General features: G+C 71.8%; 18 protein-coding genes. 10 read left to right on the forward strand and 8 right to left on the reverse strand.

Annotation, left to right across the window (positions count from 1 at the left end; all coding sequences use genetic code 11):
- The first annotated feature begins 25 nt into the window (after window positions 1-25).
- Complete coding sequence (locus tag QZ749_RS13750) at window positions 26-820, forward strand: helix-turn-helix transcriptional regulator (protein ID WP_296947830.1); 795 nt, start codon at window positions 26-28, stop codon at window positions 818-820.
- Window positions 821-980: 160 nt separating this feature from the next.
- Here the strand turns inward: QZ749_RS13750 and QZ749_RS13755 are convergent, their stop codons facing one another.
- The 5 genes from QZ749_RS13755 to QZ749_RS13775 all read right to left on the reverse strand — a co-directional run bounded on the left by QZ749_RS13755 (window position 981) and on the right by QZ749_RS13775 (window position 5,522).
- Window positions 981-2,759: an amidohydrolase gene (locus tag QZ749_RS13755; RefSeq protein ID WP_296947832.1), complete on the reverse strand. Its 1,779-nt coding sequence runs from the start codon at window positions 2,757-2,759 to the stop codon at window positions 981-983.
- A 144-nt stretch (window positions 2,760-2,903) separates the two neighbouring features.
- Entirely contained in the window at window positions 2,904-3,836 is a 933-nt protein-coding gene (locus QZ749_RS13760; protein ID WP_296947835.1) for a pirin family protein, read from the reverse strand.
- Window position 3,837: 1 nt separating this feature from the next.
- Window positions 3,838-4,221 (reverse strand): OsmC family protein, encoded by a 384-nt coding sequence (locus QZ749_RS13765; RefSeq protein WP_296947838.1) that lies wholly within the window; start codon window positions 4,219-4,221, stop codon window positions 3,838-3,840.
- A gap of 125 nt (window positions 4,222-4,346) precedes the next feature.
- A complete protein-coding gene (locus QZ749_RS13770) occupies window positions 4,347-4,769 on the reverse strand; it encodes a DoxX family protein (RefSeq protein ID WP_296947841.1) in 423 nt (140 codons plus the stop codon).
- Window positions 4,770-4,820: 51 nt separating this feature from the next.
- Window positions 4,821-5,522, reverse strand: a complete 702-nt coding sequence (locus QZ749_RS13775) for a pirin family protein (RefSeq protein ID WP_296947843.1) — start codon at window positions 5,520-5,522, stop codon at window positions 4,821-4,823.
- A 242-nt stretch (window positions 5,523-5,764) separates the two neighbouring features.
- Between QZ749_RS13775 and QZ749_RS13780 the strand changes: the two genes are divergently transcribed.
- The 3 genes from QZ749_RS13780 (at window position 5,765) to QZ749_RS13790 (ending at window position 9,500) form a co-directional block, all read left to right on the forward strand.
- A complete protein-coding gene (locus QZ749_RS13780; protein ID WP_296947845.1) occupies window positions 5,765-7,444 on the forward strand; it encodes an AMP-binding protein in 1,680 nt (559 codons plus the stop codon).
- A 107-nt stretch (window positions 7,445-7,551) separates the two neighbouring features.
- Window positions 7,552-8,493, forward strand: a complete 942-nt coding sequence (locus QZ749_RS13785; protein ID WP_296947847.1) for a LysR family transcriptional regulator — start codon at window positions 7,552-7,554, stop codon at window positions 8,491-8,493.
- A 167-nt stretch (window positions 8,494-8,660) separates the two neighbouring features.
- On the forward strand, window positions 8,661-9,500 hold the full coding sequence (locus QZ749_RS13790) for an alpha/beta fold hydrolase (RefSeq protein ID WP_296947849.1): 840 nt from the start codon (window positions 8,661-8,663) through the stop codon (window positions 9,498-9,500).
- A 329-nt stretch (window positions 9,501-9,829) separates the two neighbouring features.
- Here the strand turns inward: QZ749_RS13790 and QZ749_RS13795 are convergent, their stop codons facing one another.
- From QZ749_RS13795 to QZ749_RS13805, 3 genes are all read right to left on the reverse strand, one after another.
- Window positions 9,830-9,997, reverse strand: coding sequence for a hypothetical protein (locus QZ749_RS13795; RefSeq protein WP_296947851.1), 168 nt, complete (start codon window positions 9,995-9,997; stop codon window positions 9,830-9,832).
- Window positions 9,998-10,104: 107 nt separating this feature from the next.
- Complete coding sequence (locus tag QZ749_RS13800; RefSeq protein WP_296947854.1) at window positions 10,105-11,268, reverse strand: FAD binding domain-containing protein; 1,164 nt, start codon at window positions 11,266-11,268, stop codon at window positions 10,105-10,107.
- Complete coding sequence (locus QZ749_RS13805) at window positions 11,265-12,236, reverse strand: TIGR03571 family LLM class oxidoreductase (RefSeq protein WP_296947857.1); 972 nt, start codon at window positions 12,234-12,236, stop codon at window positions 11,265-11,267. The genes QZ749_RS13800 and QZ749_RS13805 overlap by 4 nt, the downstream gene beginning before the upstream one ends.
- Before the next feature lie 227 nt (window positions 12,237-12,463).
- Here QZ749_RS13805 and QZ749_RS13810 point away from each other — a divergent pair, with 227 nt between their 5' ends.
- The 6 genes from QZ749_RS13810 (at window position 12,464) to QZ749_RS13835 (ending at window position 21,002) form a co-directional block, all read left to right on the forward strand.
- The gene (locus QZ749_RS13810) at window positions 12,464-13,729 is read left to right on the forward strand and encodes a c-type cytochrome (protein ID WP_296947861.1); all 1,266 of its coding nucleotides are present in this window, start codon (window positions 12,464-12,466) and stop codon (window positions 13,727-13,729) included.
- A complete protein-coding gene (locus QZ749_RS13815; protein WP_296947864.1) occupies window positions 13,726-14,190 on the forward strand; it encodes a (2Fe-2S)-binding protein in 465 nt (154 codons plus the stop codon). The genes QZ749_RS13810 and QZ749_RS13815 overlap by 4 nt, the downstream gene beginning before the upstream one ends.
- The gene (locus QZ749_RS13820) at window positions 14,187-16,454 is read left to right on the forward strand and encodes a molybdopterin cofactor-binding domain-containing protein (protein WP_296947867.1); all 2,268 of its coding nucleotides are present in this window, start codon (window positions 14,187-14,189) and stop codon (window positions 16,452-16,454) included. The genes QZ749_RS13815 and QZ749_RS13820 overlap by 4 nt, the downstream gene beginning before the upstream one ends.
- A gap of 171 nt (window positions 16,455-16,625) precedes the next feature.
- Window positions 16,626-18,734 carry a sensor histidine kinase gene (locus tag QZ749_RS13825; RefSeq protein ID WP_296947870.1) on the forward strand — a complete coding sequence of 703 codons (2,109 nt, stop codon included), beginning with the start codon at window positions 16,626-16,628 and terminating at the stop codon, window positions 18,732-18,734.
- Window positions 18,727-19,089, forward strand: a complete 363-nt coding sequence (locus QZ749_RS13830; protein WP_296947873.1) for a helix-turn-helix domain-containing protein — start codon at window positions 18,727-18,729, stop codon at window positions 19,087-19,089. Before QZ749_RS13825 ends, QZ749_RS13830 begins: the two co-directional genes overlap by 8 nt.
- Window positions 19,090-19,139: 50 nt before the next feature.
- A complete protein-coding gene (locus QZ749_RS13835) occupies window positions 19,140-21,002 on the forward strand; it encodes an amidohydrolase (RefSeq protein WP_296947875.1) in 1,863 nt (620 codons plus the stop codon).
- The last annotated feature ends 7 nt before the right edge of the window (window positions 21,003-21,009 follow it).

Consider the following 21,009-nt stretch of genomic DNA (forward strand, 5'->3'; position numbering starts at 1 on the left):
AGGAAAGACAATCGATCGCTCAAACATGACAAGCCCTGCCCCCGCCTGGCGCGCGCCCGGCGAATTCGATCCGGACGACGACGACCTGCCGGCCACCGCCCTGGCGCTGGCATACGGCCAGGCCGATCCGGAGCGCCCGGTGCATCGCCACCGCAAGGGCCAGCTGGTGCTGGCGGTGCATGGGGCCATGACCTGCGAGGTGCCGGCCGCGACGTGGATGGCGCCGCCGCAGCACGCGGTCTGGATCCCGGGCGGCATGGCACACAGCAACCGCGCCACCGCCAATGCCCGCGTGGTGTTCCTGTTCATCGAACCGGGGGCCGCCCCGATGCCGGCGGACTGCTGCACGCTGGCGCTCAGTCCGCTGGTGCGCGAGCTGATCCAGCACCTGGCGCGCCAGGACCAGGCGTATCCGCGCACGGGACCGACGGCGCGGCTGGTGGCGGTGCTGCTGGAACAGCTGGCGGCGGCGCCGGTCGCGCAACTGTCGCTGCCGGTGTCGGCGCACCCGAAGCTGCGCCGGATCGCGCTGGCCCTCGAAGCGGACCCGGCCAACCGCGCCACCCTGGCCGCCTGGGCCGCCGAGCTGGCGCTGGGCGAACGCACGCTGGCGCGCCTGGTGCGGCGCGAGACGGGACTGACGTTCGGCCGCTGGCGCCAGCAGTGGCACCTGATCGTGGCGCTGCGCGAACTGGCCGGCGGCGCCACGGTGCAGCAGGTCGCCGGCATCCTGGGCTACGACTCGGTGACGGCCTTCATCACCATGTTCAGGAAGGCGCTGGGCAAGCCGCCGGCGGCGTATTTCGCGGGGTTGCGCTAGCGCCGCAACGGCGTTCGCGCACGTGCCCCGCTGCGCCGGCACGTCGCCCCGGCGCAAGGCCGGGGCGTGATTCCTGCATTCACTGCGGCTAGGCATGCAAATCGGACCCCCGCCTGCGCCCGGGCGACGGTCTTGCCGCCAGCGGCCGCGAGCGTCCTGCTCAGCGGTTCTGGTAGCCGCCGTAGACGCCCACCGGGCTCCACGCCGGCACCACCGCCGGCAGCTGCGGCGCCAGCGCCTCGTACTGGCCGGCCCCGTACACCACCTTGCCGTTCACCACAGTCAGCACGCTTTCCAGGCGCTTGATGCCTTCCGCGTCCATCGTGAAGTAATCCTTCGGCAGCACCACGAAGTCGGCGTACTGGCCGCGCGCCAGCGTGCCCTTGACCTTTTCCTCGCCGCTCATCCAGGCCGAGCCGGTCGTGATCAGCTTGAGCGCCTGGTAGCGGCCCAGGCGGTCCTGGTCCTGCCAGATCTGCATGCCGCCGGCGGTCTTGCCGGTGACGGCCCAGTACACCGACGGCCACGGGTTGTAGCTCGACACGCGCGTGCCGTCCGTGCCCAGCCCGACCGGGATGCCCATGGCGAGCATCTTGCGGATCGGCGGCATCTGGCGCGCCTGCTCGCCGTAGCGCTTCCAGTAGGACTCGCCCTGGAAGTGCATGCGGTCCTGCACGGCGACGCCGCCGCCCAGCTTCTTGATGCGCGCCAGCTGCGCGTCGCTGATGGTCTCGGCATGGTCGATGATGAAGCGCAGGCCGTTCAGTGGCGTCTTCGCGTTCACCTTCTCGATCACGGCCAGGTCGCGGTCGATGCTCTCGCCGTAGGTGGCGTGCAGGCGGAACGGCCAGCGGTTCTTGACCAGCAGCGCGATCACCGGTTCCAGGTCCTCTTCCATCGAGGCCGGCAGGTCCGGGCGCGGCTCCAGGAAGTTCTCGAAGTCGGCCGCACTGGCCACCAGGTTCTCGCCGCCGCCCTCGGCCGAGAAGCCGTTCGGGTAGAACATATGGTCGTTCTGCTTCGGGTGGGTGAGCGTGAGCCAGCGCTGGAAGTCTTCCAGCTCCTTGCCGGCGCGCTGGGCGAACAGGTAGTACGAAGTGCGCACGGTCAGCTTGCCACTTTTCGCCAGCTCCAGCGAGACGCCGTAGTCGTCCGGGTAGTTCTGGAAGCCGCCGCCGGCGTCGATCGCGCTGGTCACGCCCAGGCGGTTCAACTCGCGGTAGAAGTGCAGCGTCGAATTCACCTGGCCGGCGCGATCGAGCTTGTTGGTCTTCGCGAGCGTCGAGTACAGGATCAGCGCGTTCGGCTTGGCGATGAGCTTGCCGGTCGGCTTGCCGTCGGCGCCGATCTCCACCTCGCCGTCCTTGTACTTGGTGTCCTTCGTGTAGCCGAGCGTCTCGACGCCCTTCTTGTTGAGGAAGCCCAGGCCGTACAGGTAGAGGATGAAGACCGGCTTGTCCGGCACGGCGGCATTGATTTCCTCCAGCGTGGGCAGGCGCTTCTCCTCGAACTGGTATTCGTTCCAGCCGCCCACGACCTTGACCCATTCGCCGTCCGGCGTGCGCGCGGCCTGCTCCTTGAGCATCTCGAGCGCGCGCTTGAGCGACGTGACGCCGTCCCAGCGCAGCTCCATGTTGTAGTTCAGGCCTTCGCGGATCACGTGCAGGTGCGAGTCGTTCAGGCCCGGGATCACGGTGCGCCCGCCGGCGTCGATGAGCTGCGTGTCCGGGCGCTTGAGCTTGAGCACCTGGGCGTTGCTGCCGGTGGCCAGCACCTTGCCGTCCTTGACGGCGACGGCCTGCACGAATTCGCCCTCCTTCGTCATGGTGGCGATCTTGCCGTTGGTCAGGATCAGGTCGGCCTGGGCGGCGGCGCCGGCGGCGGCGAACAGGCCCGACAGCGCGAGGGCGATGGCGGCGGTGGTCTGGACGGGTTTCATGGTGCTCTCTCTTTCTCTCTCTTCTGGATGGACGTGGACGGCCGCGCCGCGTGCGGCATGCGGCGGATCGTTTGCGGACCGTTTGTGGATCGTTTGTGGATCCTCGGCTCGCCGGGTGGACGGGTTTCCCGTCCACCCGACGGTTCAGGGATAGCGGACCGGCCTGCCGGGAAGGTCCGGCAAGGGGATGAACTCGGTCTCCCCCGGCACCTGCGGGAAGCGCTGGGCGCGCCAGTCTTCCTTGGCCTGCTCGATGCGGTCGGCCGAGCTGGACACGAAGTTCCAGGTCAGGTAGCGCGGACCGTCCATCGGCTCGCCGCCCAGCAGCATCACGCGCGCGCCGGCATCCTGCAGCGCCCCGAGGGTGACGCTGGCGCCGGGCTTGAGGACCACCAGCTGGTTCGGGCCGAACCGGCCGTCGCGGCCCAGGTCGAGCGTGCCGTCGACGATGTACAGCGCCTGTTCCGGATATTCCGCGGGCATGGTCAAGCGCGCCCCCGGCGCCAGCTGCAGGTCGACGTAGAACATCGGCGACTCCACCGGCACCGGCGAGCGCTTGCCGAAGTACTCGCCGGCGATCAGGCGGGCAGTGGCGCCGTCGCCCTCGATGACCGGCAGCGCGTCGGCGCCGGTGTGGGAAAAGCCCGGGTCCTTCTCTTCCTTGGATTGCGGCAGCGCCACCCAGCACTGCAGCCCGGACAGCATGGAGCCGGCCGCGCGCACCTGCGGGCCGGTGCGCTCGGAGTGGACGATGCCCTTGCCGGCCGTCATCCAGTTGACCTCGCCCGGCTTGATGTCCTGGAAGGTGCCCAGGCTGTCGCGGTGCGAGATCTCGCCGGACAGCAGGTAGGTCACGGTCGACAGGCCGATGTGCGGATGGGGGCGCACGTCGATGCCCTGGCCGGGCTGGAACACGTGCGGTCCCATCTGGTCGAGGAAGACGAAGGGCCCGACCATGCGGCGTTCCTTGTGCGGCAGCGCGCGGCGCACCTCGAAGCCGTCGCCGAGGTCGTGGGTACGCGGGACGACGATCGTCTGCACCATCGCCGCTTCGTCGTGGGGATCGAGGATGCTCATGTCAGTGCGCCTCCGTGGTGATGGCGATCTGCCCGGACAGGGTCTTGTGGACCGGGCACTTGTTGGCGATGTCGGTCAGGCGCGCCTTTTCCTCGTCGGCCAGCTGGCCGACGTATTCGATGTGCCGGTGCAGCGCGTAGGCGGCGCCTTCCTGGCCGTGCGTGATCGAGACCTTGACCTCGTCCAGCGCATAGCCCTTGCGCTGCGCGTACAGCGTCACGGTCAGCGTGGTGCAGGCGGCCAGCGCGGCGGCCAGGATGTCGTGCGGCTCCGGGCCGCTGTCCTCGCCGCCGAAGGCGCGGCTCACGTCGGTCAAGATGCGGTGCTGGCCGATCTCGATCACCTGTTGCAGCGGTCCCGTGCCGCGATGCGTTTTCACTTCCATGGCTTACCCCCGTCGTTCGATGCGTTCATTGTTCGTTCGTTGCCAGGTCCGCCCCGTGAAAGGACGGGTGCGGACCGATTGTACGCGCACCGCCGGCGGCGGTGCTGGCGCCGGCGCCGCGCCGGTCAGGCCGCGCGGCTGCGCAGCAGGGTGGCGCGCACCCCGCGCTCGGCGTGGCGTTGCTGTTCGATGCCGAACAGGACCAGCATGCCGCCCAGGATCGCCACGTTCTTCAGGAAGTGGTTCAGCTGGTTCTGGAACTCGGCCGCGTCGGCATGCCAGAAGCCGTGGAAGATCAGCGTGACCGGGACCAGGAACAGGGCCAGCGCCGCCGTCGCGTAGCGCGCCCCGATGCCGGTGACGAGGGCCGCGCCCCCGCCCACTTCGAGCAGGATGGTCAGTACCAGCAGCAGGCCCGCCGCCGGGATGCCCATGCTGTTCATCCAGCCGGCCACGTAGCCGAAGGCCAGCAGTTTGTTGATGCCGGAGACCAGGAACAGCAGGCCCGCCAGGGCGCGTCCGATCGGATAGAGTTTAGTGGTGTCCATGTCGTTTCTCCTTGAATGAAATTGCCAATCCAGCAAATGAAATGCAATGCATCAGGCGGGCAGGTCGAACAGCAGCACCTCGGCGTCCCGCGCCTCGCCCAGCGCGACCACGGCTTCCTCGCTGACCTGCACCGCGTCGCCCGCCTGCAGCGCGCAGCCGTTCACCGTCACGCCGCCGCGCGCCACCTGCACATAGGCCTGGCGGCCGGCCCGCAGCGGATGGCTCACGGTGTCGGCGCCGTCCAGGATCGCTGCGTAGATGGCGGCGTCCTGGCGGATCGTCACGGAGCCGTCGCGGCCGTCCTTCGAGGCGACCAGGCGCAGGCGGCCGCGCTTGGATTCGGCGTCGAAATGCTTTTCCTCGTAGCCCGGGGCGCCGCCGGCTTCGTCCGGGATCACCCAGATCTGCAGGAAGTGCACCGGCTCGCTCTGCGAATGGTTGTACTCGCTGTGGGTGACGCCGCTGCCGGCGCTCATGCGCTGCACGTCGCCCGGGCGCAGCACCGAGCCGTTGCCCATGCTGTCCTTGTGCTCCAGCGCGCCGTCCAGCACGTAGGAAATGATTTCCATGTCCTTGTGGCTGTGCGGGTCGAAGCCGCGGCCCGGGGCCACGCGGTCTTCGTTGATCACCCGCAGCGGGCCCACGCCCATGTGCGCCGGGTCGTAGTAGTGACCGAACGAGAAGGTGTGCTGCGAGCGCAGCCAGCCGAAACTGGCGACACCGCGGTCCTGGCTTTTACGTACGTTCAGCATGATGGTCTCTCCTGTGGATTGGCGTTCGAACCGTTCGAACGCCTTGCGCATCGCAGTTTCCGGTGTCTTGCCGTCGTGTCCTGCAGAGCGCGTTTCGATGGAGTCCATTATGGACGGCCGGCCGCCACAAGAAAAACGAGTTATTTTTCGTTCTACCATCGATTTTTTCGACGATCGCCGTTTTCACCCGTGCCGGTGCGGGGTTACACTGTCCCGCACAAGACAAGTACAGGAGACGAGGCATGCAGCAGGCGAGTTACGTGCACGGCGCGAGCGCCGTCCCATTGATCGGCGACACCATCGGCAGCCACCTCGACCGCATCGTCGCGCGCTTCGGCGAGCGCGACGCGCTGGTGGTGCCGCGCCAGCAGGTGCGCTGGAGCTACCGCGAACTGCGCGAGCGCGCCGACCGCCTGGCCGCCGGGCTGCTGGCGCTGGGCCTGCAGCCCGGCGACCGGGTCGGCATCTGGGCGCAGAACTGCGCCGAATGGGTGCTGGTGCAGTTCGCCACCGCGCGCGCCGGCCTGGTCATGGTCAACATCAATCCGGCCTACCGCGCCACCGAACTCGACTACGCGCTGGGCAAGGTCGGCTGCAGCGCCCTGGTGCTCACGCCCGGCTTCAAGAGCAGCGACTACCTCGCGATCCTGGCCGAGGTGGTGCCCGAACTCGCGCAGGCGGCGCCGGGCGCGCTGGCCGCGGCGCGCCTGCCGCTGCTGCGCCACGTGATCCGGCTCGGACCGGAGCGGACCCCGGGCATGCTGAACTTCGACGAGGTGGCGCAGCGCGCCGACGCCGCCGACCTGGCGCGGCTGGCCCGGGTGGCGGCCACGGTACAGTTCGACGACCCGGTCAACATCCAGTTCACGTCGGGCACCACCGGCGCGCCCAAGGGCGCCACGCTGACCCACCACAACGTCCTGAACAACGGCTTCTTCATCGGCGAGGCGATGCGCCTGACGGCGCAGGACCGGCTGTGCATCCCGGTGCCGCTGTACCACTGCTTCGGCATGGTGCTGGGCAACCTGGCCTGCGTGACGCACGGCGCGGCGATGGTCCAGCCCGGCGAGGGCTTCGACGCCGGCGCCGTGCTGGCCACCGTGCAGGACGAACGCTGTACCGGGCTGCACGGGGTGCCGACGATGTTCATCGCGATCCTCGACCATCCGCGCTTCGCCGACCACGACCTGTCCTCGCTGCGCACCGGCATCATGGCCGGTTCGCCCTGCCCGGCCGAGATCATGCAGCGCGTGATGCGCCAGATGCACATGGAGCAGATCACCATCGCCTACGGCATGACGGAGACCTCGCCGGTCAGCTTCCAGACCGCCGTCGACGACCCGCTCGACTGCCGCGTCGGCACGGTCGGGCGCGTGCTGCCGCACCTGGAGGTCAAGATCGTCGATGGCGACGGCCGCATCGTCCCGCGCGGCCAGCCCGGCGAGCTGCTCACGCGCGGCTATTCGGTCATGCGGGGCTACTGGGGCGACGAGGACCGGACGCGCGAAGCCATCGACGCGGCCGGCTGGATGCACACGGGCGACCTGGCCACCATCGACGCCGACGGCTACTGCCGCATCGTCGGGCGCGCCAAGGACATGGTGATCCGCGGCGGCGAGAACATCTATCCGCGCGAGGTCGAGGAGTTCCTGTACACGCATCCCAAGGTGCTGGACGTGCAGTGCGTCGGCGTGCCCGACCCGAAGTACGGCGAGGAGCTGTGCGCCTGCGTGATCCTGCGTCCGGGCATGCAGGCCGATGCCGAGGAGATCCGCGACTTCTGCCGCGGCCGCATCGCGCACTACAAGGTGCCGCGCTACGTGCGCTTCGTCGACGCCTTCCCGATGACCGTCACCGGCAAGATCCAGAAGTTCGTGCTGCGCGCGCGCATGGCGGGCGACCTCGGGCTGGCCGCAGGCTGACCGGCACCCTGATCGCCCCCCGCTCTCGACGCAACGGCGGCGGCGTTTTTTGATAGGATGCGCCTGCCGCGCGGATCGGCCGCGCCGCCCCTGGAGAACACCCCCGCATGCTCAGAATCAGCCTGGACGCCCTGCTCACCGTCGACACCATCGCCCGCCGCGGCACCTTCGCCGCCGCGGCCAAGGAGCTGTACCGCGTGCCGTCGACCATTTCCTACACCGTCGCGAAGCTGGAAGACGACCTCGGCGTGCAGCTGTTCGAGCGCTTCGGGCCGCGCGTCGTCCTGACGGCGGCGGGCGAGGAATTGCTGAAGGAAGGCCGCTACCTGCTCAAGGCCGCCGGCGACCTGGAAAGCCGCGTGCGCCGCGTCGCCTCCGGCTGGGAGACCGAGTTCACGCTGGGCATGGATTCGGCGCTGGCCCCGCTCGGCCTGCAGGACGACATCCGTGCCTTCTACGAGGTGGCGGACCAGACCCGCCTGCGCATCGTGCGCGAATCGCTGTCGGGCACCTGGGAAAGCCTGCTCGACCGCCGCGTCGACCTGCTGGTGGGCGCGGCCGGCGAAGGCCCGTCGGGCGGCGGCTACACGGCCGAGCCGCTGGGCACGATGTCCTTCGTGTTCGTGGTGGCGCCCGCGCATCCGCTGGCCGGGGTCCCGTACCGGCTCGGCAAGGCCGACCTGGCGGCCCACCGCGCCGTCTCCGTCGCCGACTCGGTGCGCCTGCTGCAGGCGCGCACCGTGGGCCTGCTGTTCGGCCAGGACACGCTGACGGTGCCGGACATGCAGACCAAGTACGAATTCCAGCTGGCCGGCCTGGGCTTCGGCTTCCTGCCCGAAGCCTGGGCGCGCGCCGACATCGCGGCCGGGCGCCTGGTCGTCAAGGCGGTGGAAGAGCCCAAGCCGGACGAGACGCTGTACCTGGCCTGGCGCACCGGCGAGGAAGGCGCCGCGCTGAAGTGGTGGCGCGAGCGCCTGCGCACGCATCCGCCGTTGGCGCGCATGCTGGCGCTCAACTGCGCGATCGAGCGGGCAACGGGTGTGAACTGACGGCAATCCCTACGGCCAGCCTGCCCTGCCGACCTATACGTTCGTATGCCTAGACCGCGCTCGCGGGCCCCGCGCAGAATGCACGGGTCCGGATGCGGCAGCCTTCGCGTAGTCCGATCCGGGATCCTGCCGCCCGCCGGCGGTGTCTTCACCTGAAAGGACGAGCCATGACCATCACCCGCACCTCCAACACCATCACGACCCGCGACGGCACCACGATCCACTTCACGGACTGGGGCCACGGCCCGGTCGTGACCTTCAGCCACGGCTGGCCGCTGAACGGCGACGCCTGGGAAGACCAGATGATGTTCCTGGCCAACCACGGCTACCGCGTGATCGCCCACGACCGCCGCGGCCACGGCCGCTCCAGCAAGACCTGGCACGGCAACCACATGAACGACTACGCCGACGACCTGGCCCAGCTGATCGAGGCGCTCGACCTGAACGACATCACGATGGTCGGCCACTCCACCGGCGGCGGCGAAGTCGCGCGCTACATCGGCCGCCACGGCACCGACCGCGTCAAGGCCGCCGTGCTGATCGGCGCGGTGACGCCGCAGATGGTGGTGTCGGACGCCAACCCGAAGGGCGTGCCGATGGAGGTGTTCGACGGCATCCGCGCCGGCGTCCAGGCCAATCGCGCCCAGCTGTTCCAGGATTTCGCCGCGCCGTTCTACGGCTTCAACCGCGACGGCGCCAAGGATTCGCAGGGCGTGCGCGACACGTTCTGGCTGCAGGGCATGCAGTGCAGCATCCGCGCCGCCTACGAGTGCGTGAAGCAGTTCTCGGAAACCGACTTCACCGAAGACCTCAAGAAGATGACCGTGCCCACGCTGGTGATCCACGGCGACGACGACCAGGTCGTCCCCATCGACACCACCGCGCGCCGCGGCGTCGAGCTGCTGCCGCAGGGCCGCCTGCTGGTCTACGAAGGCGCCCCGCACGGCCTGCCCACGACCCACAAGGACCGCCTGAACCAGGACCTGCTGGCCTTCCTGCGCGGCTGAAGAAGCAGGGGTCAGCGCAGGGGTCAGAGCCCGGTGTTGCCTTTCAAAGGGCTCTGACCCCGGTGTTCCGCCCGCGGCTCAGGGGCCAGCGCAGGGGTCAGCGCAGGGGTCAGAGCCCGGTGTTGCTTTTCAAAGGGCTCTGACCCCGGTGTTCCGTCCGCGGCTCAGGGGTCAGAGCCCGGTGTTCCACCCGCGGCGCAGAGGTCAGCGCCCGGCGTTGCCTTTCAAAGGACTCTGCCCCGGGCGTTCCGCCCGCGCCTCCCCAAAAAACCCCTCGCCGGCGCGACCGCCCTCCAACGCCCGGCCCGCCCCGTCCGCCACCTGCCGCCTCACGCCGGCATCGCCTCTTCCTGCGCCGTCTCCGCCTCCTGCGCATCGTGCGCGCTGAACAATCCCGTCACGGCGAACCCCGCCTGCGGAAACGGGTGCGGCTGCAGCACCACGCACACGGCACCCATCAGCAGGGCGAACACCACGGAGGTCAGGTAGTACTTCATGATTTCGCTCCCCGGGGCCGGCGGCCCCTCCAGTCGGGTTAACGTGCGCAGCGCGGTGTGCGCTGACATCGTGACACCATCTTATGCCCACCCGTGCGCGCCGCCCACTATCCCTTCGTATGAGGCGGCGCGGCGCGGTCCAGTCCCATGATGCGCGCGCCGATCTGCATGCCCCAGCGCGTCATCGTGGTGCCGGCGCGCAACTGCAGCACTTCCCAGTCGCGCAGGCGCTGCTCGACCGGGACGTCCGACCGCGCCAGCGCCTGGGCCAGCGCCAGCGCGTTGGCCGCGGCCTTGGCCGTGCTGCCGGCCGTGTGCGGGCGCGGCACGAAGGCGGCATCGCCGACCAGCACCACGCGTCCGAACACCATGCGCGGCACGGCCAGGTCCTGGATCAGCTGCACGAACGGTTCCTCGGTCAGCCCCACCAGCCGGGCGAACACGGGCGCCAGCAGCGCGTCGGCATCGGCGCGCAGCGCGGCCGCGCGGGCGTCGGGCAACTGGCCCGGCGGCAGCGAGAACGGCCGGCTGCGTCCGTCGCGGCCGCGCAGCAGCGCGGGCAGGTGCTGTTCCGCCACCTTGCGGTACCACACCCAGTTCCAGCGCCGCCGTCCCGGCGCGGTCGCGCCGTCCTCGCCCGGCACCAGGTATTCGAGCAGCTGGTGGTCCTCGCCCTGCTGGAAGGCGAACACGCCGTCGAGCAGCGCGCGGTCCGCGCCGTCCAGGCGCGTCTCGGGCACCAGGCCGCGCCAGGCGACGTAGCCGGCGTACGCGGGCGCCACCTGCGGCAGCAGCTGGGACCGCACGGTGGAGCGCGCGCCGTCGGCGCCCACCAGCAGGTCGCCGGTCTCGACGCGCCCGCCGGCGAAGTGCGCGCGCACCTGGCCGCCGGCCTGCTCGAAGCGTTCCAGCACCTGGCCCGGGTGCAGGCAGGCATCGGGCAGCATCGCGCGCATGGCGCCGTACAGCATGTTCCACGAGGTCTGCGTCTGCGGCTGCCAGCCGCGCTGCACCACCTCGCCGCCGGCGTCCAGGAAGACGCGGTCGCCCGACGCCACGCCCAGCGTGCCGGGATGGTGCAGGCCGGCGAAGTGGAAGGCGTGCAGCACGTCCGGCTGCAGCACGATGCCGCCGCCGCGGCTGTCGAGCGCATGCGGCGAGCGTTCGAACACGTCGACGCGCCAGCCGATGGCGCGCAGGGTGATGGCGGCCAGCAGGCCGCCGAGGGAGCCGCCGACGATCAGGGCGCGCGGCGCGGAAGTCTCGTTCATGGTGTCCTCGTCGTCATCGATGGGAGGCGCGGCACGACGTGCGCGCCGAGTTCCTCGAGCTGGGCGGCGACGGGTCGCGCGCCCTGCAGGTTGAGCAGCATGTGCGCCACGCCCAGGCCGGCCATGCGCTCCAGGTAGGCCAGCAGCGCATGGCGTCCGGCGCGCAGGCCCAGTTCGAGCGGGACGGCCGGGGCATGCGGGTCGTCCAGCAGTTCCAGCTGCAGCGACTGGACGAACGGCTTGTCCAGGCCGCCGGCGCGCTCGCGCAGCGCCTGGTGCCACAGCGCGATGCGTCCCTGCTGGCGCGCTTCCTCGCGGTGGTAGGTGGCCCAGCCGTCGGCGTGCGCCGCGATCCATTGCAGCGACTGGCGCATGCTGCCCACGGCCAGCAGCGGGATGCGCGCCTGCGGCGGCGCGGTCGGCGCGAAGCCGCCGGTGACCGCCTGCAGGGCCGGATCGCCCCCGGGCGCCAGCGCGGCGCGCAGCACGGCCCAGCGCTCGCGCAGCAGCGCGTCGCGGCCCTCCCCCACGCCGAAGGCGGCGAATTCCTGCGGGCGGTCGCCGGAGCCGAGGCCGAGGATCAGCCGTCCGCCGCTCATGCGGTCGAGCGACCACGCCGCCTTGGCCAGGTGCAGCGGATGGCGCAGCGGCAGCACGGCGGCCGCGGTGCCGATCGCCGCCTGCGGCGCCGCCAGCGCCAGCGCGGCCAGCCAGACGAACGGATCGTCCAGCACGGCGGCGTCGCCGCTGCTGCCCTGCGGGATGATCAGGGGAACGTCGCGGGTCCACAGCGCGGCGACGCCGAGGGCGCCGGCGCGCGCGGCCAGCGCCAGCTCCGCGGCCACGTCGGCCGGCTGGCCGGGCGCGCGCACCAGCGGCGTCATCAGGCCGAGCGTGAGGTGGCCCGCCGCCAGCACGAGGGCGTGGGCGCGATTGAATCCGGCGGCGGTGGTGGTCGTGGCTTGCATCGGTTTCTCCTGGCAGCGTCCCCAGCTTAGTCGCCGGCCGATCCGGAGGGAAGCGGAAGGGACGCAAGGGAGTATTGCGCGAAACGCAAAAATCGGCAGGCCGTTCCTCCACTACAGTATGCCGGCGGTTTCCGGCGGCGAGCCGCGCATGCGACTATCCCTTCGTATAACTGGCGTCGGGCATGACGCTTGTCCACAATCGCCCCATCGACAAGAGGAGAACTGCGATGAGACTACGCACCCTCGGCCTGGCCGGCGGCCTCGCCGCCGCCGGCGTCGCCGTCGTGCTGGGCGGCCTGTACGCGTGGACCCGGCCGGCCCCGTTCCCCGCCGCGGACGCCCCGCCCGCGCCGCCGGCCCCGGCCATCCTGGCCGCCGGCGCGCGCGTCGTGGCGCTCGGCGACTGCATGGTCTGCCATACCAACGGCGCCGGTCCGGCGTATGCCGGCGGCCTGCCGCTGCGCACGCCCTTCGGCACCATCTACAGCACCAACATCACGCCCGACCCCGAGACCGGCATCGGGCGCTGGACGCTGGCCGCGTTCCGGCGCGCGCTGCGCGAAGGCGTGGCGCGCGACGGCCACCTGCTGTATCCGGCCTTCCCCTACATCCACTACACGCGCATGTCGGACCGCGACATCGAACTGGCCTACCAGTACCTGATGACGCGCGCCCCGGTGAAGGTGCGCCAGCCGGACAACGAGCTCGTGTTCCCGCTCAACTTCCGCCCGCTGCTGGCCGCCTGGAACGTGCTGTACCTGCGCCCCGGCGACGCCACGATTCCCGCGCAGCAGGCCACGCCCCTCGCGCGCGGCCGCTACCTGGTCGACACGCTGGGCCATTGCGCCTCCTGCCACAGCGGCCTGACGCTGGCCGGCGGCGAGCGCAGCCCGGCCTTCCACGGCGGCTCCATCGACGGCTGGGACGCGCCCGACCTCACCCGCCTGGCGGCCGGCCCCGTGCCGTGGCGCGAACGGGAACTGGTGGACTACCTGCGCGGCGGCCTGTCGCTCGCCCACGGCGCCGCCAAGGGTCCGATGCGTCCCGTGACCGAGCGCCTGGCCGAGGTGCCGCGCGCCGACGTCGAGGCGATGGCCGCCTACCTGATGTCGATCCAGGAACCCGCGCCGGCGGCGGCCGCCGCAACGCCGGTCCGGCCGCCGTCCGCCGCCGGCGCGCGCCTGTTCGCCGCCGCCTGCGCCGGCTGCCACACCGACGCCGCGCCGATGATGCGCCTGGCCGCGCGCCCCGCGCTGGCGCGCAGCAGCGCCCTGCAGTCCGCGAGCCCGGCCAACTTCATCCAGGCCGTCCAGCAGGGCATCCCCTGGAACCAGCCCGCGTCGCACGTCTACATGCCGCCGTTTCGCGACGTGCTGACCGACGCCCAGGTCGCCGAGCTGGCCGACTACGTCCGTACCGGCCTGGCCGGCAAACCCGCCTGGCGCGACGTCGCCGCCGCCAGCGCCAAAGCGCGCAAGGAGTCCGAACAATGAGCACCAACGTCACCGTCAACGGCCGCCGCCAGGCGCTGCAATCCGATCCCGCCACCCCGCTGCTGTACGTGCTGCGCGACGAACTGAAGCTCAACGGCGCCAAGTTCGGCTGCGGCATGGGCCAGTGCGGCGCCTGCACCGTCATCGTCGACGGCAAGCCGGTGTTTTCCTGCCTGACGCCGCTGGCGGCACTCGAGGGCCGCGCCGTGCGCACCGTCGAGGGCCTGGGCACCGTCGACAAGCCTGGCCGCCTGCAGGCCGCCTTCCTGAAGCACCAGGCGGCGCAGTGCGGCTACTGCATCGCCGGCATGATCGCCCGCGCGCAGGCGCTGCTGGAGCGGCACAAGCACCCCACCGAGGACCAGATCCGCACCTGGATGGAGCCGAACCTGTGCCGTTGCGGCACCCACCACCGCATCCTCGCGGCGATCCGCGAAGTGGCGCAGGAGGGACTGGCATGACGACCATCGACAAGGACATCGACCCGGCGCGCCGCGCCTTCGTCCGGCGCGGCGCCCTGGTGCTGGGCTTTTCGCTGCTGCCCGGGGCCGCGCTGGCCGAGTTCAACGCCATGGGCCTGCCGCCGCTGGCCGACGCGCGCCTGCCCGGCAGCCTGAAGAACACCCCGATGCTGGACGCCTGGATCCGCGTGGCGCCGAACGGCAAGGTGACGGTCTGCAGCGGCAAGGTGGAACTGGGCACCGGCGTGCGCACGGCGCTGATCCAGGTGGCGCTCGAACAGCTGGAACTGGAACCCGGCGCGATCCGCTTCATCGCCGGCGATACGGCGCTGACCCCGAACGAAGGTTTCACCGCCGGCAGCCACTCGATCGCCGACAGCGGCACGGCGCTGCTGCACGCCTCCAGCCAGGTCGCGGCCCTGCTGCGCGGCGGCGCCGCCGCCCAGTGGCGGCTGGACGCTAGCCAGGTGCTGCTGCGCGCCGGCCGCGCCGTGGCGCCGGACGGGCGCAGCATGCACTACGGCGAGGCGGTGCGCGGCATCGACCTGCACCGCATGGCCGCGCGCACGTCGCCGCTGCGCGACCCGGCGCGCTACCGCCTGATCGGCAAGCCGCTGCCGCGCGTGGACATCCCGGCCAAGCTGGCCGGCGGCGCCGCCTACGTGCAGGACCTGCGCCTGCCCGGCATGCTGCATGCGCGCGTGGTGCGCCCGCCGCGCCCCGGGGCGCGCCTGGTCGCTGCCGGCCTGGAAGGGGCGCTGGCCGCGGCGCGCGCCTTGCCCGGCGTGCGCCAGGTGGTCCGCGACGGCAACTACCTGGCCGTGCTGGCCGACGGCGAATGGCAGGCGGTGACGGCGATGAACGCCCTGAACGGCGCCGTGCGCTGGGAAGGCGGGGCGGCGCTGCCCGAGCCCGGCGCCATCCACGCCACCCTGCAGGCGCTGCCGGCGCAGGACATCGAGATCCTGCGCACCGGCCACGTCCCGCCGCCCGGCGCCGTGGCGGGCCGCGCGGTCAGCGCGCGCTATACCAAGCAGTACGTGCTGCACGGCTCGATCGGCCCCTCGTGCGCGGTGGGGCAGCTGGTCGACGGCGTGCTGACGGTCTGGACGCACACGCAGGGCGTGTTCCCGCTGCGCGCCGCGCTCGCCGAGCTGGTGGGCATGCCGCTCGACAAGGTGCGTTGCATCCACACCGAGGGGTCCGGCTGCTACGGCCAGAACGGCGCCGACGACGTGGCCGCCGACGCCGCCCTGCTGGCGCGCGCCGCGCCCGGCCGCCCGGTGCGCGTGCAGCTGATGCGCGAACAGGAAAACATGTGGGAGCCGTATGCCCCGGCCATGGTCACGCAGGTGCGCGCCGGCCTCGACGCCGACGGCCGCATCGGCTGGTGGGACTATACGCTGTGGAGCGGCTCGCACAACGAACGGCCCGGCAACGCCGGCAAGCTGGTGCCGGCCTGGCTGCTGGCGCGGCCGATCGCGCCGTCGCCCTCGCTGCCGATGCCCCAGCCCGAGGGCGGCGGCGACCGCAACGCGCTGCCGCTGTACGAGATCCCGAACGCGCGCGTGGTCAATCACTTCCTGCCGGTGACGCCGCTGCGCACCTCGGCCATGCGTTCGCTGGGCGCCCACCTCAACATCACCACCATCGAGGGCACGATCGAGCAGCTGGCGCGCCTGGCCGGCACGGACGCCGTCCAGTTCCGCCTGGCGCACCTGCGCGGCCAGCCGCGCGCGCGCGCCGTGATCGAGCGCGCCGCCGCGATGTTCGGCTGGCGCGCCGGCGTGGCGACCCGGCCGGCCGCGCGCCGCGGGGTCGGGTTCGGCTTCGGCCAGTACAAGAACATCATGGCCTACGTGGCCATCGCGGTGGAGATCGAGATCGACCCGGACCGCAACGCCGTGCGCATCCTGCGCGTGGCCTGCGCCGCCGACTGCGGCCAGGTGGTGAACCCGGACGGCGCCCGCAACCAGCTCGAAGGCGCGATCATCCAGTCGGCCAGCTGGACGCTGCACGAGCAGCTGCGCTACGGGCCGCAGGGCATCGCCAGCATCGACTGGAGCAGCTACCCGATCCTGCGCTTTTCCGGCGTGCCGGAACGGATCGAGGTCGCACTGCTGGACCAGCCGGGCGCGCCGTTCCTGGGCGTGGCGGAGGCGGCGCAGGGACCGATGGCGGCCGCCGTCGCCAATGCGCTGGCCGCCGCCACCGGCGAGCGCCGCCACGACCTGCCGCTGCTGGCGCGGCCGCTGGCGGCCTGAGTCCAGGGGAAGACGATGTCCCGGGACGCCGCATTACCCGATTTGCATGAAAAAAGGGCGCATCCCCGCTCTGCGATCCTTCTTTCGTATGAGGGGATATTCCTACACCGACGCGATACTGGTTCGACCCTGGCCCAAGCCACGCCGGCGGCCCTTACACAGCATGCGCCGATGAACTCACTCGCCTTTCCGACCCTTGCCGGACCCCGCTCCGGCCTCCTGGCCGGCCTCGCGTCCGGCCCCACCCCGCCGGACGCCGGCGAGCAGGAGCAAGCCTGCCGCCGCGCCTGGCAACTGCTGCGCCGCGCCGGCGCGGCGCTGCCGGCCGCGCCGCGCCGCACCGACCCGGCGCTGGTCCGCCAGCTGCAGGATGCGTTCGATGCCGCCAGCGTTCCCGGCACGCTGATCGAGGCCGAGTTGCGCCGCGCGCTGGCCAAGGGGCCGAGCGACGCCACCCTGCTCGCGCTGGTGCTGCTGGCGGCGGTGGCGCTGGACCGCCTGCGCGGCGCGCGCAGCGCCCTCGACCTGGCGCATGCCTGCGCGGCGCTGGCGCGCCATCCCGCAGCGGCCGCGGTGACCGGGCCGGTGCTGCGCGTGCACGCGGCGCTGGTGCTGGCGCGCACCGGTCCGCTGCGCGACGCCGCCCTGCTGCAGGCCGAAGCCTGCCGCATCGAAGCGGCAGGGCCGTCCAGCATGGCGCGCAACGCCGTGCTGTGGACCGGCATGCGCATGCTGTGCGGCGCGCCGCTGCAGGAACTGCTGCAGTACACGGAGGCGGTGCGCGACGCGGTCGGCGCTGCGGCGGGCGCTGCGGCGGCCGATGCTGCGCGCCAGGCCGGCCGCCGCGCCGGCCTGGCCGACGTCGCCGCCTGCCAGCTCGACGCCCGCAACAACCTGTTCCGCATGCTGGCCGGCGACGCCGACCTGGCGGCGCCGCGCGCCGCGATCGCCATGCCCGACGCGCCGCAGTTCGGCTGCTGGCTGACCCGCCTGCAGGCCGCCTGCCTGCGCGGCAACGTCGCCGTGGCGCGCGGCGCGCTGGAAGCGGCGGCCGGCCTGGTGACGCCGCTGGTGCCGCCCTGCGAGCTGCTGCCCTACCACCTGTTCGCGGCGCTGGCGCTGGCCCAGCCGGGCGGCATGCCGGCGGCGCTGCGCGGCCAGCTGCGCGCGCACCGCCGCGCGCTGCAGGACTGGGCCCGGCGCGCGCCCGCCCATGCCGGTCCGCTGGCGGCGCTGGCACTGGCGGCCGAACAGGATGCCGGCGGTGGCGCGAGCGCGCTCGCCGCCTACGAGCAGGCCGCCGTGCTGGCCCGCGGCGCGCACCAGCCCTGGGTCGCCGCCCTGGCCTGGGAACGCGCGGCCGCCCTGTGCGCGCGCCTGGCGCTGCGCGCCGCCCTGCCGTCCTACCGCCAGCTGGCGCTGGACGCGTGGCGCGACTGGGGCGCGCACGGCCGCGTGCGCGCACTGATGGAATCCTGGGAAGCGCTGCCGCAGGCGCCGGCCCCCTTGGCCGCGCCGCCGGCGGACGGCGAGGAGGCGCGCGCCGCGCGCGCCGACACGGTCGGCGAACTCGGCATCGCCATCGCGCACGAGGTCAACCAGCCGCTGGCCGCGATCCTGCTGCACGCGGCCGCCGCGCGCCGCTGGCTGCGGCGCGCGCACCCCGACCACGCGCGCGCCCTGGCCGCGCTGGAACAGATCACCGCCGGCGCGCGCCAGGCCGGCGACATCGTGCGCAGCGTGCGCGGCCTGGCCCGGCGCCAGTGCGAGGACGTCAGCACCTTCGCCATCGATCCGGCGCTGGCCGAGGTGGCGCAACTGCTGCGCGCGCTGATGCAGCGCCAGGGCATCCGCTTCGAGACGCGCCTGCAACTGCCGGGCCGCGAACTGCACGCGAACCGCGCCCAGTTGCAGCAGATCATGATGAACCTGCTGCTCAACGCGATCGAGGCGCTGGGCGGCGTCGCCGACGCGCCGCGCCGCATCGTGCTGGAGTCGGCGCCCCTCGGCCCGGCCCAGGTCGAGCTGCGCGTCGCCGACAACGGCCCGGGCATCGCGCCGCCCGAGCGCGCGCGGATCTTCGACGCCATGTATTCGACCAAGCCGCACGGCACCGGCGTCGGGCTGTCGATCAGCCGCACGATCGCCGAGGCCCATGGCGGCCGCATCGAATTCGCGCCGGCCGAGCCGCGCGGCGCCATCTTCCGCGTCGTGCTGCCCGTACGCAGCGCGCCCGCCACCACCAGCATCGCCATGCCGACGGACAGCCACCATGCTTGAGACGATCTCCCTTGCCGCGCACACCGCCACGGCGACGCCGGCCGAACCGGTCGAGCGCGTGCGCCGCTACATCGAGGACCACCTCACCGAGCGCCTGACGCTGGCCGACCTGGCGCGCCACGCCGGCCTGAGCCGCCATTATTTCTCGCGCCTGTTCCGCGCCGTCACGGGCGACCCGCCGATGCGCTACCTGATGGGGCGCCGCATCGAGCATGCCCGGCGCATGCTGGCGGGGCGCCGCCACAGCGTGTGCGAGATCGCGATGCTGCTGCATTTCGCCGACCAGAGCCATTTCTGCCGCAGCTTCCGGCGCCGTACGGGGCTGTCGCCGCTACAGTACAGCCGCGCGCATTGAACCGCGCGCGGCTGCGCTTGTCTTTCATTCCAACGTCACAGGAGTCCTTCATGACCAACACCGCCATCGCCGACCTGATCCTCACCAACGGGCGCTTCCACACACTGGACCGCAGCCGGCCCGAAGCCGACACGGTGGCGATCGCCGATGGCCGCTTCCTGGCCGTCGGCGACGCGCAGGACGTGATGCGCCACCGTGGCCCCGCCACGCGCGTGATCGACCTCGACGGCCACACCGCCATCCCGGGCCTGAACGACTCGCACCTGCACCTGATCCGCGGCGGCCTGAACTACAACCTGGAGCTGCGCTGGGAAGGCGTGCCGTCGCTGGCCGACGCGCTGCGCATGCTGCGCGAGCAGGCCCAGCGCACCCCGCACCCGCAGTGGGTGCGCGTGGTCGGCGGCTGGAACGAATTCCAGTTCGCCGAAAAGCGCATGCCGACCCTGGACGAACTGAACGCCGCCGCGCCCGACACGCCGGTGTTCGTGCTGCACCTGTACGACCGCGCCCTGCTCAACCGCGCCGCCCTGCGCGCGGTCGGCTACGACAAGACCACCCCGAACCCGCCGGGCGGCGAGATCGTGCGCGACGGCGACGGCAATCCCACCGGCATGCTGATCGCGCGCCCCAACGCCATGATCCTGTACGCCACGCTGGCCAAGGGTCCCAAGCTGCCGCTCGAGCAGCAGGTCAATTCGACGCGCCACTTCATGCGCGAGCTGAACCGCCTGGGCCTGACCAGCGCCATCGACGCCGGCGGCGGCTTCCAGAATTATCCCGAGGACTACCAGGTCGTCGAGCAGCTGGCCGCCGACGACCAGCTGACCGTGCGCATCGCCTACAACCTGTTCACCCAGAACAAGGGCCAGGAACTGCAGGACTTCCAGAAGTGGACCGACACCGTCGCGGTCGGCCAGGGCGACGACTGGTACCGCCACAACGGCGCCGGCGAGATGCTGGTGTTCTCGGCCGCCGACTTCGAGGACTTCCTGGAGCCGCGTCCGGACTTGCCGCAGGGCATGGAGGACGAGCTGGAGCAGGTGGTGCGCCACCTGGTCTCGAAGCGCTGGCCGTTCCGCCTGCACGCCACCTACGACGAATCGATCTCGCGCATGCTCGACGTGTTCGAGAAGGTCGACCGCGAGATCCCGTTCGCCGGCCTGCGCTGGATGTTCGACCACGCCGAGACCATCAGCGAACGCAACATCGAGCGCGTGCGCGCGCTCGGCGGCGGCATCGCGATCCAGCACCGCATGGCCTTCCAGGGAGAATACTTCGTCGACCGCTACGGCGCCGAGGCCGCCAAGACCACGCCGCCGATCAAGCGCATGCTGGAAGCCGGCATCCCCGTCGGCGCCGGCACCGACGCCACCCGCGTGGCCAGCTACAACCCGTGGACGGCGCTGTACTGGCTGGTGTCGGGCCGCACCGTGGGCGGCCTGCGCCTGTACGAGCACGGCGCGCGCCTGGACCGCGACACGGCGCTCGAGCTGTGGACCGCCGGCAGCGCCTGGTTCTCCAGCGAACAGGGCAAGAAGGGCCGCATCGCGGAGGGCATGCTGGCCGACCTGGCCGTGCTGTCGGCCGACTATTTCCGCGTGCCCGAGGACGACATCAAGGCGATCGAATCGGTGCTGACCATCGTCGGCGGCAAGCTCGTCTATGCCCAGGGCGCCTTCGGCGACTACGCGCCGCCGGCGATTCCCGTGCTGCCCGAGTGGTCGCCGGTGGCGAAGGTGCCGGGCCACTACCGCCCGGCCCCGGCCCAGGCGTCCGCGCTGCTGCCGCACCAGTGCAAGGGCGCCTGCGGCGTGCACGCGCACGCCCACGACAAGGCGCGCCGCTCCAGCATGCCGGTCTCGGATTTCTCGGCGTTCTGGGGCGCGCTGGGCTGCTCCTGCTTCGCATTCTGAGGAGGCG

Origin of the sequence: uncultured Massilia sp. (assembly GCF_913773735.1) — a bacterium.
Classification (GTDB): domain Bacteria; phylum Pseudomonadota; class Gammaproteobacteria; order Burkholderiales; family Burkholderiaceae_D; genus Telluria.